An 18,520-nucleotide genomic window follows, 5' to 3' on the forward strand; every position below is an offset into this window, starting at 1 on the left:
TATTTTCAGTAATTAAATTCTATGGCACGAGCTTAATGCTCGTGTCTTTTTTCATTTCTTTTCTATTTTTATGTCTGCTATACTCTGATTATTAAATTAATATTCGGGATATTTTTACGCATCCTATTGCTGATTAATTTTATTACAATATATGTGTCCTATTGCAAAGTAGAGTTTTCAATACATAAAATTGAAAGCAAGAAGCTTTAACAACTATTTATTATAGAGGAACATTCGTAAATTCAATAAAAAAAATTGTTCCTATATTCATCTTACTCTCGACGGAGACCTTAGCTCCTAAACGATCTGCTATTCTTTTGACAATCGATAACCCAATCCCTGCCCCTTCAAATGCTGTAGTATTTGGCATTCTTCTAAAAATCTCAAATATATTGGCCCCATGGCTCAAATCAATACCAATACCATTATCCCGAATTTCATAAATAACCGACAAATCTCTTCTATAACTTTTAACCTCTACAATAGGATGTTTCTCTTGGGAACTATATTTAACGGCATTCCCAATAAGGTTTAAAAACATTTGATAAAGTAATGTTCTCTCTCCCGGAATTGCTATTGTTTCACCAAGAATAAATTTAAGATTTTTACTTTCATATTCTTTCTTTGTGTTTTCCAGAATGTCCATTATTTTTCTTTGCGGATTAATCATTTCAAGCTCAAAATGAATGTATGTAGACTGGGAAAGTTCATAAACCTTATCCATCATCTCTGTCATAAGGTGAGTTGAACGAAGAATATTAGCTGCCAACCTATGGAATAGTTTGTTTTTGTCCTCTTCACGACTAAGAATCATATTTGCTGACAGGTTAATCATTGCCATAGGGTTTTTAAGATCATGAGTAAGTATATACCCAAAGGTATCTAACGCACTATTTGCACGGATAAGTTCTCTGTTCAATTTGAAGATTTCTCCACCTCTTTGGGTAATTGTCTGTTGTATAACGTATGCTATTTTTTCAAGAAATGCAAGCTCTCTTATTTTCCAGCTTATAGCCTTCCCTTTCGTCATTTTTTTCCAGCTTTCAAAAGATGTTCGTGGACTAGGATAGGAAATCTGGCTTCCCTCTGGTTTTATAAAAAATTTCTCTGGTTTTCCGGCCCACGTTTCCTCAACAATATTTTCTTTTCGAAAAAGGTAGATAAACCATTGACTTCCAGAAATTAAATTAATCCTAATCACCCCAGGAAAGTAAATATCTTCATGATATGCTGGTTGAAAGTAATTAAATTGGTTTGTAGAGAAAAAACGTTCTTCTTCATTATTCAAAAGAAAATTATCTATTATTTTTATTCCGCTTTCATCAGGAGTCTCTCCTATATAGCTCAACTCGCCATTATACTTCACCACAAGTCCATCAGCAGCAATAATATCCATTATCTTAGGCGCATATTTTTTTAGAACATCCTCAAAATCATATTGCATTAAAAGTTCAGCTTTAAGATCCCTTTCAATAGCTCCCATAATTTTATGAGCAGCAATCAATTCTTTTTGATGTTCCAAAAGGTGATAGTTTGCAGCATACTGCGCTAAGAAAGCACATAAATTTCTCTGTTCAAGATCAACATGTTTAGGTTCCGTATTTTGACAGGTAACCAATCCCCAAAGCTTTTCTTCAATTATAATCGAAAAGCTAGCACTGGCATAGGTATTTGTATTACGTAGATACTGCAGATGTATAGGCGAAAAAGCTCTAAGACTACAGTAACTTAAATCCAGTTTATCAGGAGAAACTCCAAGAATATCAAATATTTCCCCATCTACATTCGCAGCATTGCGGGCAGGAAACCTTACATATAGCTCGCGTGCCTGTATAGGAATATCAAATTCAGGATATCGATATGACAAATATGAAGGTAATTCTTCATTTTTTGATTCTGCAATTACCTGTCCGCTATTATCCTCAAGAAATCGGTAAACCATTGCACGGTCAAAACCCGTTATTTCTTTGACCAGATGGGTCAATAACTGCCAACAATCTTCACTACTCCCAAATTCACTGGCATAATTATTTAAATCTGTTGGTTTTACAATGTAATTATTACAAATTTCAATCTCAAAAAATATTTTTTTATCATATTGATAGATGCAGAGATAGTATTCTTGATTACGAACAGAGATACGTTCTGTAAACCTTTTAAGTGGGACAGATATGTATTTCTCTATTTCGGAGATCACGGATCTGCTGTCATCAACAATCAAATTCAGCAATTGATCTATTGTAAGCCCCAATATTCTTTCAAAAGAAAGCTTTGTAATTTCAACCACGTTACTGCTGGCTGCAATGCATTTATCGTTTTCAAAAACAAATAGATAACCAAAATACTGGATTTTTCCGCAAAGATGTATTTGCTCTTCATGACATCCAACCTGAAGCATAATTTCCTTATTTAAAATAAAACTGTAATATTCAGAAATCTTTAAGAGCGTTATTATTAAGAATACAGGTAAACGCCCTGAATAAAAGATATCGAATAGATTTACTAAAATACTAAACTATAACTAAAATACAGAAATTTATTTCTTCAATTGAAATCTTGATATCACTAACAGTAAAACTCACGATTAATTTGAAAACTTGATTGTTATTTATTTTCGTTTCTATTTCTATAAAATCACAAACAGAGTTTCTATAAAAAAAAGATTCATTATTACATTTTGCTTCAACGTTATTATCTTTCATTTCCCTCAAGAACAACTACATGCTTAAATCACTAAATTTCGATTTTTAATACAAACAACTCCATAAAAAGCAATTTATTCAACGAAATCCACACCCATAATACACTTAAACCTGCTTAATACACAATGCGACAATACTAATATGAGACAGGATAAAATTGAAATTATATGATTCCATGCGTATGAAATTCCTTTATAGAAAGGTAATTAAGTTAATGTAGTATCTGTGTAGATATATCTTAATCTTAATTTACAAAAGAAAAAAAGAGGGGGCATTATTTTTTATTATAAATTTAATTCACACATAATTGATTATCTATTTTGTTAATCGTTAAAAAAACATTAATCAACATAAAACACCAACATTATGGAATTACACAAGAAAATTTTATTAGGATCATTTATTTCAATGGCTATAGTATCATGTAATACTACCAATGATACTGTAGATGAAAAAATCCCACAGGACCAACAATTACTTTCAGCACTACAAGCTACTCCTCAAGCAGACATCCCGGCAGGTTTTGAAAACACACAAATGTGTAAAGATGTTTATGTTCCCGGAGAGGATTATATTCCCGGAACAGCTTCAAAAGGTGCTGTTGTTACTAATAAAAAATGGACCAATGGCAGCGTTATCACTGTAGGTCTTTACGGAGGTAGTACTTACGTTCGCAACAAGGTGATACAATATGCCAAGGAATGGTCCAAATATGCCAATATTACTTTTAATTTTGTTACCACTGGAACACCACAGATTCGTGTGACATTCACGTCCGGTGCCGGATCTTATTCATATATAGGAAAAGATGCTCTTAGTATAGCATCCAATAAAGAAACCATGAACTTTGGCTGGTTTACTGATAGTACAAGTGACACCGAATTCAGCAGAACTGTCATTCATGAATTTGGCCATGCTCTTGGGATGATTCATGAGCACCAGCACCCTTTAGCAGCTATTCCATGGGATAAGCCAAAAGTATATGCCTATTATGCAGGTGCTCCAAATTACTGGACTCAAGCCCAGGTAGATAATAACCTTTTTGCAAAATATTCAACTTCACAGACTCAATATAGTGCTTACGATACCCAATCTATTATGCATTATAGTATCAGCTCAACACTGACCACCAACGGATTCAGTGTGGGTAGCAATACTGTTTTATCTGCAACAGACAAACAATTTATCGCTACAGTATATCCAAAATAAGAAATCCACTTATCTCAATACCAGTCTACCTTGTGTGAAATCGAGGTAGACTTTACTTTTGTTTATAATTGAGCAAAATAGATTTTCTGATTTATGTTCTTATATTTATACATTAAATGAATCTAGAAAAATACATAGAACTATCTATCTGCAACACTCAAATATAAAAACCCAAATTAAGAAAAATAGAAATAAAATTATCATTGGCTAAGCTAAAAAAAGCACCCCAGTGAATGGCTAGAAAACAATAATAATAACATACTTATGTTCTTTGGAGAATTAAATTTTACAACTGAAAAGCCAACTGAAAGCGGTTACTACTTCGTAATTTGGAATAAAAACGAGGAAAAGCTTTTATTATGGATTGATTACACGGTTACGAATGGAGAAAAGCTCTGGTTTTGGCGATATACTCAAACGGATGAACCTATAGACATAAATTTTGATGCTCACAATACTGAACATCCTCAATTTTCTGAGAGAATTCATACTTCTGATGAATAAAAAAAGCCCCTGAAAAGGGGTTAAAAATGACCAAAAAGGCACAGTTTCCGAACACCTTTATGAGGATTTGACTAAATTTTTAAATATCAGCTACATTTTGCAATACTACCAGCTAGTATCATGAAATGAAATATTTCCACAAAATAGTAAACTCAGCAAATAAAAAAATAATATTTGTTATCTATTAATTTTTAATATAAATACTAAGAATCCCTAAATGTATATTCATTATGCACTGTATTGATGAGCTGATCAGAATGAATATTTCGTGAAAAAATAGGATAGTGAAAGCGATCCAGTTTATTTAAAATACGTATAAGCTCCATCTTTTCATGATAGTTGAGATTTCCAGCTACGATATTGGTTGCCTGACGAATCTTTTCCATTTGATTTTCCAAGATCAATAATCCTCTTTCAGTAATACGGATTAACTTACTGCGTTTATCCAAATCAGAATCTGTCTGTTCAATAAGTCCCTGACGTAGCAGCCTGCCAATAATAAGCATACCCACGGGCTTATCATGAATATTTTTTTTGATAAGTGCCATCTTAGTCATCTCACCAAAAGCTTTCAGATTAATCAGATAAATAAAGTCTTCCTGGGTAGAGAATTCTGAATCGGAGATTGCAGACTTTGAGTATGTTTTCGCATATCGGTTAAGATGAACAAGCAATGTACTTATAGCACTTTCAGCCGTTCTTCCATTTTCTTTCCCATCCCAATAAGGTTCTTCAGGATGATTTTCCTGCTTACTATTATCCTTATCAGAAATCCATTCTTTAAAACCCTGAATAGTTTCCGGATACAAATCAGGATAGGCGTGGGCCTCGGTTTCAAACTCCTGTAGTAAGTCTATAAAATCTTTAATAAGTGTAACATTCATATCCGTTAAATAGTTTACAAAAATACCTAATTCCTTAAAGAGTTACGCAATATATGATCAAAACTATACTAAATAGAATTGATTAAGTTGTTCTTCACATAGGATACGGACAACTTCAATCCAACGATCCTCATCATTCAGACAAGGTATATAGGTGAATTTTTCACCACCAGCTTCCAGAAACTGCTCTTTTCCTTCAACGGAAATTTCTTCCAGGGTTTCCAGGCAGTCTGAAACAAATGCAGGGCAAACAATCGCAAGATTTTTAATTCCTTTTTGTGGAATAGTTTCTAATGTATGATCCGTATAGGGCTCTATCCATTTGTCTTTTCCTAATCTGGACTGAAAAGAAACAATAACTTTATCTTTTGGCAATTCAAGCTTCCTGATAACACGATCGGTGGTATTAAAGCACTGGTGACGATAACAAAATGAATGACTGGGATTCGTATCTTTATAACAGCAATCGTTCATATTACACGTCTTTGTTGGATCTGTTTTGTAAATATGCCGTTCAGGAACACCATGATAAGAAAACAATAAAGCATCAAAATTTTCTGGAAGCTTCTCCCTGATACTTTCCGCCAAACAGTCCGTATATAGATCCCGGTTATAAAAAGGCTGTACGTAGTTGATTCTCACACCTGGGAATTTTTTCTTTCTGATCTCTTCCGCTTTTTCAATAACACTTTCAGTGGTACTCATCGCATATTGCGGATAAAGAGGAAACAGTACAATTTCCGTGATTCCTTTTTCAACAAGATTCCTGATACCCGCCTCAATGCTTGGTTCAGCATATCTCATTCCTATTTCCACAGGGACGTCCATCAGTTTTTGAAGTTTTTTCCGAATCTTTTCTGTAATAACGATCAATGGTGAGCCCTCATCTGTCCATACCGTTTTATAGGCTTCAGCAGATTTGGCAGGTCTTGTTTTCAGGATAATTCCCTGAACAAGAAGTGCCCGAAAGATCCAACGGTAGTCAATTACCCTTTCATCCATCAAAAACTCATCTAGATATTCCCTTACATCGTCTACCGCAGTAGATCTCGGAGAACCAAGATTGATCAATAAAATTCCTTTTTTAGCCAATGTTGTTTATTTATTAGTGAATAATATGCTATCGGTTATTCTGCCAAAGCTTCTTTGTAAGCCTTTAATGCTCTTTCTCTGGCTTTTGTATGTTCCACGATGGGCTCCTCCCTATAATCTTCCGGAAGCCACTTTCTGATATATTGAGTATCTTTATCAAACTTTTTTGTTTGTTCATAGGGGTTGAATATCCTGAAATAAGGCGCAGCATCGCAACCACTGCCTGCAGACCACTGCCAGTTTCCATTATTGGCAGCCAGGTCATAGTCTAGCAATTTTTCAGCAAAATAAGCCTCTCCCCACCTCCAATCAATAAGCAGATGTTTAGTAAGAAAACTTGCGGTGATCATTCTTACTCTGTTGTGCATAAATCCGGTTTCATTGAGCTGCCTCATTCCGGCATCTACAATTGGATATCCGGTTTTACCCTCACACCACGCCTTAAATTCTTTTTCATTGTTCCTCCAAGCAATATTCTCATATTTCTTTTTAAAGCATTGATGAACAACACTTGGAAAATGATACAAAATCTGCATGAAGAATTCCCTCCAGATCAATTCATTAAGCCATACTTCGTTATGCTTAGCTGCATATTGTACACATTTCCGGATCGAAATGGTCCCAAAGCGAAGGGCAATCCCAAGATGACTCGTATGATCCATTGCAGGAAAATCCCGGTACTTACCGTAAGAATCTATTATACTACTGTCCAGCTCCGGTATTATAAATTCAAAATCTGTTTTCTCAAATCCAATCTCTTTTAATGAAATAATTTCCGAAGCTCCACTATAATTTGCAAAATGAGTACAGTTTGTGGTAACCGTTTCTATATTTTTCAAATTTTCTTTCCATTTCTTTGAGTATGGGGTAAAAACAGTATAGGGAGAAAGATCATTTTTCAAAATATTATCTTTTTCAAAAATGACGTGATCTTTAAAATTTTTAAATTGAATATCATGTTTCAACAGCAAATCAGCCACCTGTCGGTCACGCTGTATGGCTTTTGGCTCATAATCCCTGTTGCTAAAGACGGCATCAACATTAAAATCCTGAATTATTTTTTCAAAGACCTCCTTCGGATTGCCATAATAAACATACAGCCCACTATTGTATTTTTTCAGCTCTTTATGAATCTGCTGTAAAACCTGATGAATATAATCTACCCTTTTGTCATTTCTATGCTGAAGTTGGTTCAGTATATCAGTATCAAAAATAAAAACCGGAATAACCTTTAATCCTGAATTAAGTGCATGATGAAGCCCAGTATTATCTTCCAGCCTAAGATCTCTTCTGAACCAAAAAACATTCACCTTATTCATGATTTTATCGTTTTAAAAAAATTGATATTCGTATTTTTATAATAGATCACAAATATACTAATAACAAAATTAAAAAAGAATATTAATAAACTAATATTCGCATACTATCCATTAAGAAATAAGTACGAGACAAAAAAAACAAAATGAATAGATGAAGAGATAAATTTATAATCTAGAAATAGTTTCAAATTAAGACATAAATAAACTAAATACTTGACTAAAATAATAAATGCCCGGAACTAGAAGTTCCGGGCATTTATTAAACTAACATTAATTGGTTTTCTTTTTCCATTCTGCTTTCACATCTTCCGCAGCATCTTTGGTACTTTCCCAAGCTTCATCAGCCTTATCTTTAATATCTTCCCATGCATCAGAAAAGTTTGACTTCACTCTATCTAACCAGTCTTCCTGAGTTGCTTCCTGATCATTATCTCTTTTTTCATTGATATAATCTTTAGCTTTATCTGCTAAGTCATTGATTTTCCATTTTGCCTCATCAGCCGCATTTTTTAAAGAGTTTTTTGTTTGATCTACTGCATTTTCCGCTTTGTTGTAATCTGAATTATTCATAATATAATATTTTAGTAATTAGTATATAAATACACAATTTTCATGCCTAAAAAATAATTATGGTGTTAAAAAAATATTAAAGTCACTTCCTTGATAAACCTTCCTGTTTTTGAAGACTTTCCTTTTTCAAACAGTCGATAAATATAAAATATACGCTAATTGCTCAAAGATTCTTTAGCATACACAAGGACTAAGTGCATTTAATGATTTATGGGATGATTACTGTTGTACTATCGATCTGCCACTCGTAAGTAATAGCATTTACTCCTATTAGAGAGCCAAACACATATGCATCCAAAACATCTTCTCTGAATATACGGCTTAACCGTTTAATATATGCATTTTGTGCAGGCTTTCCCGGTTGTATATATTGCAGTTCGACGTCATTATCCTTACAGAAGTCCACAAAAACCTTGGATAGAAATTCAGGACTGATACGCTTAAACACAAAAAAAATAACCTACTGAAAAACAGTAGGTTATTTTTTTAACGCTGTGACCGCAGAAGGATTCGAACCCTCACTGTCGGAGCCGAAATCCGAAGTTCTATCCATTAAACTATGCAGCCGATTTATGAGTAATAAATGATAAGCAATCTATAGGATCACTTATCATTCATTATTTTATTCTGATGATTAGAATGTAATCTTCACTCCTCCCAGAATTTGAGCACCAAGAACTTTATATCCTTTGTACGTCTGGTATTTTGAGCTTAGAAGATTATTTCCGAGTGCGAAAATACTGAAATTTTTGTGAATTTTATACTCTGCAGAAAGATTTAAATCAGCATAGCCACCAACTTTATCATTGGTATTCTCCGTAGATTGGAAAATCATACTCGGGCTACCTACCCCCTCTATTGCATAAGAGTTTGTTGTTCTGTCACTTGCGAAAATCCCTTTGAAACCTAGCAACAATTTCTTGTCAAGCATAGTATATTTTGCACCGATGCTTGCATTCACTAATGGAACATTATAAATGTTGTCATAATTCTTTAAACTATACTTGGTGAACCTTACTTCTCCATCAATAATTAAATTTTCCAGTGGGAAATACTGTACACTCCCTTTGATATCGCTCACATTTCCGTCATCGTATACCGCAGAAAATGTATTGGCAAAATCATAGGCAGAACGGTTCAGCGTATAGTTGTTATCAAAAAGATTATTTGCCTTAAAGAACATAATATCCTTCATCTTTCCAAAACCTGCAGAGAAGTCATATTTCAGCGTTTCATCGATGTCTCCTCTCAATCCTACATAAAAATGATATTTAGTTTCTGTTGGCTTTAAATACTGGTCAGATAAAGCATATGGATTTGCTTGTAAAAGATCTCCGTAGGTATTAAGTTTCAAACCTCCATCTACCCCACCATAGAATTTAAATTCTTTGGCTGCAGCCACCTGAAACTCAGCTTGCGGAAACCAGTAGGTTTTATGATTCTTCATTTGCTCCATCTGAATATTTGAGTTTTTGGCATTCAGGAAAGAGAATGAAGACCCAAGCATCAAATAAGATTCTCCTTTTCTAAAGGTTACCTTTGGAGCCAAATTGGTATTAAAGAAATTAGATGAGTTCTTATTTCCTATTTCAAAATCTGTCTTCACAGCTTCTAACCCTACTCCTAAATCAGCATTCAGATTGATCCCTGATTTACCTAGTTCAACAGCATGTTTGGATAGGTTGGCAAGAATGGAAACCTGATTTTCCTGAGCATCGAAATGATCTTTTAGGAATGAAGACTTTACTCTTACATCATTTAAAATCTCGTTAGAGTAAAAATCATAATACCCGTTTACCTTAAACTGATTTACTTTTTGCTTCAAATCTACATCAGCAGCCGGTTCAAGGGCATAAATACCATAATAATTATAATTATTCAATCCATATTCAGCATTCAAATTGAATTTCCCTTTTTCTCCATAAGAATTAAGGAAAGCTCCAATACTTGCTGAAGTCTGCTTTGATTTCCAATCGTAATCCTTTTTAAGACCGCTGGTTGAAAGCAAATGCACATCTGCTCCTACTTCAATCTTATTCTGAAGCACCTTAGAAACATTTCCGTCTAACAGAATCTTTCCATAGTTACCCATTCCAAACTGAACATAGTTATTCTGAGCGGTACCATCAAATTTTGGAGCCACATCTTCTCCCTGAATCGTTGAAGTTTTGAAGTCTGAAACCGCAGGAACATCCGTAATGGTATATTTCACAGGATTCTGAGACTTCTCTTCTGGCGGATAGTTTTTAATGGTTTCTACAGAAGTCTTCTTCTTCTCGATCTTCTTCACCTCTGGTTCTCTCTTTTTATTAAGAACCAGTTTTTCCTCCTTGATTTGGGAAAACGCGAACTGCGAAACCCCTAAAAATAATATGGATAATAATTGAATTTTCTTGTTCATATTTTCTTTATTTGAAAAATATAACGGGATCTATTTATTGGAAGCTATATAATTTCCCAACAAAGCCTTCCCTGACTGTTTTGAAAAAGTTTTGCCTAATCTGAATATATTAAACAGCCAAAGGCTCTGATAAACTTTTAAATTGTATTGATAATTTTTCGTTGTATTCTTCTCGGCAATATCATAGCTGTAAGAAATATCATACGGAAACCTTGAGGGCATCAATCCTAATGTAATCATACTTCCAATCATTGGATTCCCACAGAAAGGAGTACGGGTTGTCATAGGATGCAATGTTATTTTTACGGCATTGGTACTGTCATCTACAATTTCATAAATTTTGGAATGTTTTAAAATATCAAATTCTTTCTTAAGATCCTTATTTGCCACAAAAGCTTTCTGTTTTGTGAAGTCTGCCTTTGCGTTTCTGTACTCTTTATTAGAAACAGTATAAGCAGGAATACAACTCCACAGCGAAGCAGAAACTAAAAAAAAATATATTGTTATTTTAAACACCTTCAATTCTTATTTCTTAATCTGTTTTTTAACTTCTTTTGCTTCTGCAATAATTTCAGGGAAATCCTTGTAGTTCGCAATGATCTGGTCACAGGTATAACTTGCCTGATAATTATCTTTCAACCCAATATAGTTCTTAGCCATTAGCACCAATGCTTTAGCTCCCCAATATTCTTCTGAAGCATAATTATTCGCCAGCTTAAAGATGGTCTCATTAGAAGACTTGAATGCCTTACCTTTATTCTGATAATAAGCCTTTGCATAGAATGCTTCTGCTGCTACAGAGGTATTAGATGATTTTTCAAGGGAAGTATAAGCAGACTGAGCGTCTTTATCCTTTCCTGAATTCATTAAACTTCTTGCCTTGATCACTTTTGCAGTTTCAATTACAGCAGCCGAATTTTTAGAATTTGCAATTACCGCATTGGCTAATTTTTCAGCTTCAGAAAAGTTCTTTTCATCTGCGTACAGCTTCATTAGTTCAACATTCGCATAGTTTTTAATATTGATATTGGAAGAGTTCTTAATACCCTCCAGATACTTTTTCGCTTCCGTGGTATTCCCTTGCGTAATGAATATTTGAGCTAAACGAGTTTGTGCATCATCCTGGTAATCATTCTGAATTCCAGCAACTTCCTGCAACACAAGTAAAGCTTTAGTTGAATTATTGGTTTGATAGTAACTTTCTCCTAATTCATATTTAGCCTGATACAATCCTTCGCCTGTTGGGTTCTGCGTCAGATACTTTTCGTAGTAAGAAATAGCATTTTTATAGTCTTTCTTCGCAAAATATTGTTTTCCGGTAGATAAGTTGATTTCATCAATTTCAGAAGCATCAACATTCACTCCGATATTTCTTGCAAAACTTTCATATCCTGAAACATCACCATTCTTTGTAAAGATTGGTTTTGCAGCCTGGACTATTTTTGTAGCATATGCTGTATTTTTATATTGTTCACCCAATGACTTCAACTCAGAAAGAGCTTTATCATTCTGGTTTTGGTCAATATAATTTTGAGCTCTGTAGATAGAAGCATTGGCAATCAAATCCTTGTCTGAAGATGTTTTAATTACCTTTCCAAAAAAATCATTGGAGTTGGCAAAATCATCCTGAGCCGCATAGGCAGTTCCAATTTCGTATTGTGCATCATCGTAATACTCGGAATCCGGATATTTCGATAAAAGATTTTTTAAATTATTGATTTTTGCCTGAGTATCCCCTTTAAATCCTAAAGCCATTGCTTTTTGATAAACGGTATAATCTGTAACATCTTCGTTTTTGTCGTAGATGGCAATGGCTTCATTCAGATCATTATTGGCGTAGTGAATATCTGCGAGACGAAGCTCTGCATCATTTTTAAATTCAGATTTTGGATTCGCCAGGTACTGTTTGAAATACGTTTGTGCCTGATCAAATTTCTTAGATTTAAAATAAGCATATCCTAAATCATAAGGCAATTGTTGTTTTTCAGGGAAAGTCTCGTTAAGAAGCTTTTCGTAACGAACAATGGCAGACGGATAGTTTCCTTTCTGGTAATATACCTGAGCAAGCCAGTATAAAGCTCTGCTGTTAAATTCTTTATTGATATTAAATCCTAAACTTCTCAGGAAATATTTCTCAGCTTCATCATAATTCCCTTTATTGAATTCTTCTGTTCCCAATAAATAAGAAACTTCCTGATCTACTTTATTGATCTCAGGAGTAGAACCCTGCAGTTTGTCAATAGCATTCAATGTTTCTTTATAATTTCCGGAATACAGGTATGATTTCACCAATAATGATCTCATTTCTGAGGCATTGGATCCATTCTGATTATCGTTGATATAACTTTGAATAACAGTAGATGGATTTTCAAACGGGTTACCGATATCATATCCTAATTTGGCGTACTGCTCATGAGCCAGTTTTTTCACTTTCGCATCATAATCCATCTGATAAGAAGAACGGAATGCAGAAAGAGCTTCCTGCTTTTTATCAACAGCCAGATAGGCATTTCCTAATTGATAATAAGCATTTTGTGATAATGCAGAATTACTGTTAAGAAGCTGGTTATAATAAGAAACGGCTTCGTCATACTTTTTAAGCTGTGCTGCAACGAATCCCATTTCATAAAGATCATTTTCAGATGGATTCTGCTGTACATTCAGATAATCTTTCAGATGCGGGTAGGCAGAAGTATAATCCCCTTTCATAAAGTAACTTTCTCCAATGATCTTGTGAACCTCTGCTTTATAGGATTCTGAAATATTTTCGTTCAGCAATGTATTTCCTTCGGAAATAGCCTTATCATAGTTCTTGTCATTGTAGTACATCTGTACATAATAAGGACGTACCAGCTTTGAAAACTTATCCTGATCCTTAACGGAATCAAAATACTGGAAAGCCTTATCATTTTGTCTGTTGCTGTAGTACAAATGCCCAAGCATATAGGCAATATCACCTTTTTGAGACTGGTCAGCTGTTTTATAGGCTTCTTCGAGAGCATCGGTGGCTCCTTTAGAATCTCCCATCATGAATTTTGCGTATCCAAGCTTCAGAATATATTGTGTATTCTCCTCTTTTGAAAGCTGGTACTGGTTAACCTTTTTCAAAGTTTCCAGTGCTTTCTCAAAATCCTTTTTCGCCAGATAATAATCTGCCAAAGGAAGATTAGCCTGCGCAAAATAAGCAGAATTTGGATATTCTTTCATGAAAGCCGTCAATCCATCCTCAGCATGATTTTTCTGAAGAATAACCCCTATCACATTGTCAAAAAACTGAGCCGCTTCCTTTTTCGAACGGGACAAATTCTGATTATAGAAATATTGTCTTGCATATTCGTATTGGGAAGCGTTGTATATTTTGGTCTGATAAAGATTTTCAGCTAGATTGAATCTATAATTTTCTTTCTGTGTAAAATATTGGGACTGTTGAGCATCGGAAATTCCGAAGTATATGACCGCAGCCGCTAAAAGTATTTTTTTTGATTTCATTCTTCTCGTATAAGAAAATTAGTCTAAATAAGTTAACGAAAATATTAAAAACTTATTGTTTAAGCAAGTTTTAACAGATTTAATACTCTAAGATAAATATTTAACAATAATGAAAACATTTCACTATTACATGATAAAATTTATTAATTTCGTCTGATAAAATCTAAACAATTTTAGTAAACAGTTATCAAAAATACATTTTGATCTGATACCTTTTCAACAGAAGCTAAAAACATACCATAAACATACTATAATATGAAATTTAAGATACTTTTAGCATTAATTTTTGTAAACCTCATGCAGGCTCAAAAATTTTATTTTCCAAAAACAGCAGTCACCGATTCTCTTGTTTTAGAAAAACACATACCCGGACTGGCTGCACAAGTGATCTCTAATCTTCAGACGGTGAAGCATAAACCCGAAAACAACATCGATTTTCTAGATAATCTTTTCCGTTTGCAAATCCTAGCCAAAGATTATAAAAAGGCAATAATAACCTTGTCTGAATATCGTAACGAATTTGCTGACCATAATATGGGAGGATACAAATTGATGGGGTATGAATTGTACAGTCTGGCTAAAATAGCTCAAACAGAAACCAAGACCTCTTTTCCTAATGCTCTTCAGACTGTTTTTAACAAAAAATATGAAAATCTTGATGAAAAACTGATTCCCAGAATTGGAACAGCTATTGACGGCGATGTTAATGATTCCAGAAGACTTCTGAAAAAAGTACTGAACAAGCAACAAGGAAAAGATAGCATAGATTACAATTCTGCGTTAGCTTTATGTAAAACCTATCTCAACTATAAAACCTACTCCAGTATTGTACCTCAGGCTTCAAAACTTCTTGTATCAAAGGACCAGGAAAAATTTATTATTGAAACCAAAGACCTTACAACAAAATACGGGAATACCTTAACGATTACCATTGTCAGGAAAAAGGAAAGCAAGTCTCCTCTTCCAGTTATTCTTGCCAGTAATATTTATGCAGGACAATTTGATAGCTTCTTCGGAAAAAGAGCGGCCATCTATAATTACGTAGGAGCAGTGGTAAATACCCGTGGTAAAAGAAACAGCAATGATGAGAATAATCCGTTTGAACATGAATCACAAGACATCTACGAGGTTATAGACTGGATCAGTAAACAGCCTTGGTGCAATGGAAAGGTAGGAATGATGGGAGGAAGCTATCTAGGATTCAGTCAATGGGCAGCTGTAAAAAAACTGCATCCTGCACTAAAGACAATTGTACCACAGGTTGCAGTAGGAATCGGCATTGATTACCCTGCCCAGAACAATATATTCATGAGCTATATGCTGAGATGGATTCAGTATGTTACCAATAATAAGTATACGGACGAATTGGATTTTGGCAACTTTACAAAGTGGGATTCCATTAATACAAAATGGTATAAAAGTGGAAAATCATTCAGAGCATTGGACTCCATAAGTGGTAAGCCTAGTAAAATATTCCAAAGATGGCTGGATCATCCGGGGTATGATCAATATTGGAAGAAAATGGTTCCTTACAAAGAGGAATTTGCCAAAATAAATATCCCGATCTTAACTACCACCGGATATTATGATGATGATCAGATAGGCGCATTATATTATTTTAAGGAACATAATAAATACAATAAAAATGCTGAGCATTATATGACAATAGGCCCTTATACTCATGGTGGGGCACAAAGCTTCGGGTATACCTATGTGGAGGGAAATCCTATAGACCCATCTGCCAGAATCAGTATTGATGATCTTGCTTTTTCATGGTTTGATTATATTCTTAAAAATGGTAAAAAACCGGAAATCTTAAAGGATAAAGTTAATTTTCAGATCATGAACACCAACACATGGAAACATGTACCAACTCTTGATCAGATGCATACTTCCACACTTAAGTTTTATCTGCAGAACAGTAAAAACAATTCTTCTGTTTTTAATAAACCCGGTAATTTGAGTTTCACCAAGCAAACTGTTGATTTCAAAAACAGAGATGATAAAGACATCTATTATGTTGTAAGCAAAAAAGACAGTATTAAAACCACAGACTTTATTTATTTTGAAAGTGAAGTATTGGATAAAGATCTTATTATGAGTGGAAATCTCTCGGGCATTTTCAATATTTCCATCAATAAAAAAGATGTAGACACCAGTACTCTTCTTTACGAAATCAAGCCGAATGGGAAATCTTTCTGTCTATCTACTCATCTCGCAAGGGCCAGTTATTCTAAGGATAATGAAGTACGTCAACTTCTCGAGCCCAATAGAATTGAACAAATCCCAATCAAGCAGTCCATATTTATGAGCAAGAAGATTGAAAAAGGAAGTAAACTGCTGTTATTGGTTGGGGTCAACAAAAATTCCGCTTGGCAAATCAATTATGGAACGGGTAAAGATGTAAGTGAAGAAACCATAAAGGATTCTGGAGAACCGTTGGAAGTAAAATGGTATAACGACAGCTATGTGGAAATACCTGTTTATGAAGACTAAAGGCATTTCGTTAAGTATTTTTACCTAAATGTTCTTAACGACTGTTAACATCAAAATAAAAAATCATTACATTTGTTTTTTTCAAATCAAATATAGTTATTGAATGAGTCAACTTTTTAGAAGAAAAATCTATTCGGATACAGACACATCGACGGGACTTTTAAGAGTTTTAGGTGTATGGGACATTGTATTTTTTGGTATTGCGGCGATTATAGGAGCTGGAAGTTTCAGTAGTTTGGGAGAAGCCGTTTTTAGAGGTGGTCCCGGTGTTATCCTTTTATATTTGATTTGTGGTTTTGCCTGTGGGTTTACTGCTTTATGCTATGCTGAATTTGCCAGCAGAATCCCTACAGCAGGCTCTGCATACACGTATGCCTACGCCAGTTTCGGGGAACTGATTGCCTGGATAATCGGATGGGCTTTGATCATGGAATATTCTTTCGGGAATATTTATGTAGCCTTTTCCTGGTCGGATTATTTCACTAGTTTTTTAGGCCGTCTTGGAATGCATATTCCCGATTATCTGACCTGCAGCTATACTGAAGCAAGAAAAGCCTTTCAATATGGTTCCGAAAACAAAGAACTGTTAAGTGCATGGAATACTGCTCCGTTAATCGGAAGTTTGAAATTCATTGTAGATATTCCGGCATTGGTGATCAATGGTTTGATTACGTGGCTTTGCTTTGTAGGAGTGAAAGAAAGTAAAAATTTCAATAACTCACTGGTTATCTTAAAATTAGGAGTTATCGTATTGGTTATTTTGGTTGGTTTTGCTTATATCAATACTGAAAACTGGACACCCATAAGCCCTACAACAGGAACACCCTCCTTCATGCCAAATGGTTTTGCAGGTGTAATGAGCGCTGTGTCTGGTGTATTCTTCGCTTATATCGGATTTGATGCCTTAAGTGTACTTTCTGAAGAGACCAAAGATCCACAGAAGACCTTGCCAAAAGGAATGATCATCTCTCTTGTATTGTGTACAGTGATCTATATTGCACTTACCTTGGTATTAACGGGTATGGTAGATTATAAGAAATTTGACGGTGTGGGAGATCCGCTTTCTTTCATATTTGAAAAAACGAATGCTAATGTAGCCTGGATGGAGCTTGTCGTTTCCTTTGTTGCAATTGTTGCCATTACCACTGTATTATTGGTTTTCCAGATGGGACAGCCTAGAATCTGGTATGCCATGAGCCGTGACGGACTGATGCCTCAGAGGTTCCAGAAAATACACCCAAAATATAAAACACCATCGTATGCAACTATTGTTACGGGGATTGTGGTAGGTATTCCTATCCTGTTTACAGATAAAACTTTTATCCTTGATTTTACAAGTATCGGAACTATTTTCGCATTTGTACTGGTGTGTGCCGGAGTACTTCTTCTTCCTGCCAAGGAAAAAATTAAAGGTAGATTCCACCTTCCTTATGTAAATGGTAAAATTATTTTCCCTGTTATTTTTATTGGGGGATTAATTGCTTTTTATTATTGGCAACCGGAATTTTTCGACACTCTTATGAACTGGGGAGATCCTAAAGAAGGAGAATTCAGAGCTTCTATTTTCTTCTTCATTATCATCAATCTGATCCTATGCGTTGTGACCTTCATCAAAAACCTATCATTAATTCCATTGATTGGATTAAGTTCATGTCTGTATCTTCTTACAGGTATGAGTCACGAGAATTGGTTCTGGTTCGGAATGTGGTTCCTGATCGGTATGGTAATTTACTTCTGCTACGGATACAAAAACAGTAAATTGGGAAAAGAATTAAAAAATAGCTAAATAAGCAACAAATACAATTGCAGAAAGGCAAAATAGCAAAGAGGTTAAATCCGAAGGAAAGACCGATA

13 protein-coding genes and 1 tRNA gene are annotated in these 18,520 nt (G+C 34.6%); 4 read left to right on the forward strand and 10 right to left on the reverse strand.

The features are described 5' to 3' along the window. Positions 1-220: 220 nt before the first annotated feature. Entirely contained in the window at positions 221-2,398 is a 2,178-nt protein-coding gene (locus SCA31_RS14325; protein ID WP_410697646.1) for an ATP-binding protein, read from the reverse strand. Positions 2,399-3,068: 670 nt separating this feature from the next. Between SCA31_RS14325 and SCA31_RS14330 the strand changes: the two genes are divergently transcribed. Both SCA31_RS14330 and SCA31_RS14335 read left to right on the forward strand, forming a co-directional pair. Then, a complete protein-coding gene (locus SCA31_RS14330; RefSeq protein ID WP_410697647.1) occupies positions 3,069-3,911 on the forward strand; it encodes a M12 family metallopeptidase in 843 nt (280 codons plus the stop codon). Positions 3,912-4,175: 264 nt separating this feature from the next. Then, positions 4,176-4,415 (forward strand): hypothetical protein, encoded by a 240-nt coding sequence (locus SCA31_RS14335; RefSeq protein ID WP_410697648.1) that lies wholly within the window; start codon positions 4,176-4,178, stop codon positions 4,413-4,415. Between the two features lie 203 nt (positions 4,416-4,618). On the opposite strand, the gene SCA31_RS14340 is transcribed toward SCA31_RS14335, so the two are convergent. The 9 genes from SCA31_RS14340 to SCA31_RS14380 form a co-directional block, all read right to left on the reverse strand. Next, positions 4,619-5,299, reverse strand: coding sequence for a MarR family winged helix-turn-helix transcriptional regulator (locus SCA31_RS14340; RefSeq protein WP_410697649.1), 681 nt, complete (start codon positions 5,297-5,299; stop codon positions 4,619-4,621). A gap of 63 nt (positions 5,300-5,362) precedes the next feature. Continuing rightward, positions 5,363-6,391, reverse strand: a complete 1,029-nt coding sequence (gene hemH / locus SCA31_RS14345; protein WP_410697650.1) for a ferrochelatase — start codon at positions 6,389-6,391, stop codon at positions 5,363-5,365. Positions 6,392-6,426: 35 nt separating this feature from the next. Further along, complete coding sequence (locus tag SCA31_RS14350; RefSeq protein ID WP_410697651.1) at positions 6,427-7,710, reverse strand: cryptochrome/photolyase family protein; 1,284 nt, start codon at positions 7,708-7,710, stop codon at positions 6,427-6,429. Positions 7,711-7,980: 270 nt separating this feature from the next. After that, positions 7,981-8,280 carry a hypothetical protein gene (locus SCA31_RS14355; RefSeq protein WP_410697652.1) on the reverse strand — a complete coding sequence of 100 codons (300 nt, stop codon included), beginning with the start codon at positions 8,278-8,280 and terminating at the stop codon, positions 7,981-7,983. Positions 8,281-8,488: 208 nt separating this feature from the next. Next, positions 8,489-8,728, reverse strand: a complete 240-nt coding sequence (locus SCA31_RS14360; protein WP_410697653.1) for an integrase core domain-containing protein — start codon at positions 8,726-8,728, stop codon at positions 8,489-8,491. A 47-nt stretch (positions 8,729-8,775) separates the two neighbouring features. After that, a tRNA-Arg gene (locus tag SCA31_RS14365) sits at positions 8,776-8,847 on the reverse strand. A gap of 67 nt (positions 8,848-8,914) precedes the next feature. After that, the gene (locus SCA31_RS14370) at positions 8,915-10,681 is read right to left on the reverse strand and encodes a TonB-dependent receptor (RefSeq protein WP_410697654.1); all 1,767 of its coding nucleotides are present in this window, start codon (positions 10,679-10,681) and stop codon (positions 8,915-8,917) included. A 30-nt stretch (positions 10,682-10,711) separates the two neighbouring features. After that, positions 10,712-11,197, reverse strand: coding sequence for a hypothetical protein (locus SCA31_RS14375; protein WP_410697655.1), 486 nt, complete (start codon positions 11,195-11,197; stop codon positions 10,712-10,714). A gap of 9 nt (positions 11,198-11,206) precedes the next feature. Beyond that, positions 11,207-14,170 (reverse strand): tetratricopeptide repeat protein, encoded by a 2,964-nt coding sequence (locus SCA31_RS14380; RefSeq protein ID WP_410697656.1) that lies wholly within the window; start codon positions 14,168-14,170, stop codon positions 11,207-11,209. Positions 14,171-14,425: 255 nt separating this feature from the next. On the opposite strand from SCA31_RS14380, the gene SCA31_RS14385 reads away from it, so the two are divergent. Continuing rightward, positions 14,426-16,666 (forward strand): CocE/NonD family hydrolase, encoded by a 2,241-nt coding sequence (locus tag SCA31_RS14385; protein ID WP_410697657.1) that lies wholly within the window; start codon positions 14,426-14,428, stop codon positions 16,664-16,666. 103 nt (positions 16,667-16,769) lie between these two features. After that, a complete protein-coding gene (locus tag SCA31_RS14390; protein ID WP_410697658.1) occupies positions 16,770-18,452 on the forward strand; it encodes an APC family permease in 1,683 nt (560 codons plus the stop codon). Positions 18,453-18,520: the final 68 nt, after the last annotated feature.

This window comes from Chryseobacterium sp. SIMBA_028, from assembly GCF_046535285.1.
Lineage (GTDB): Bacteria > Bacteroidota > Bacteroidia > Flavobacteriales > Weeksellaceae > Chryseobacterium.

Coding starts and splice junctions, on each gene's coding strand:
- SCA31_RS14325 (WP_410697646.1), bottom strand. CDS start 2,398: ATGCTTCAGGTTGGATGTCATGAAGAGCAAATACATCTTTGCGGAAAA.
- SCA31_RS14330 (WP_410697647.1), top strand. CDS start 3,069: ATGGAATTACACAAGAAAATTTTATTAGGATCATTTATTTCAATGGCT.
- SCA31_RS14335 (WP_410697648.1), top strand. CDS start 4,176: ATGTTCTTTGGAGAATTAAATTTTACAACTGAAAAGCCAACTGAAAGC.
- SCA31_RS14340 (WP_410697649.1), bottom strand. CDS start 5,299: ATGAATGTTACACTTATTAAAGATTTTATAGACTTACTACAGGAGTTT.
- SCA31_RS14350 (WP_410697651.1), bottom strand. CDS start 7,710: ATGAATAAGGTGAATGTTTTTTGGTTCAGAAGAGATCTTAGGCTGGAA.
- SCA31_RS14355 (WP_410697652.1), bottom strand. CDS start 8,280: ATGAATAATTCAGATTACAACAAAGCGGAAAATGCAGTAGATCAAACA.
- SCA31_RS14370 (WP_410697654.1), bottom strand. CDS start 10,681: ATGAACAAGAAAATTCAATTATTATCCATATTATTTTTAGGGGTTTCG.
- SCA31_RS14380 (WP_410697656.1), bottom strand. CDS start 14,170: ATGAAATCAAAAAAAATACTTTTAGCGGCTGCGGTCATATACTTCGGA.
- SCA31_RS14385 (WP_410697657.1), top strand. CDS start 14,426: ATGAAATTTAAGATACTTTTAGCATTAATTTTTGTAAACCTCATGCAG.
- SCA31_RS14390 (WP_410697658.1), top strand. CDS start 16,770: ATGAGTCAACTTTTTAGAAGAAAAATCTATTCGGATACAGACACATCG.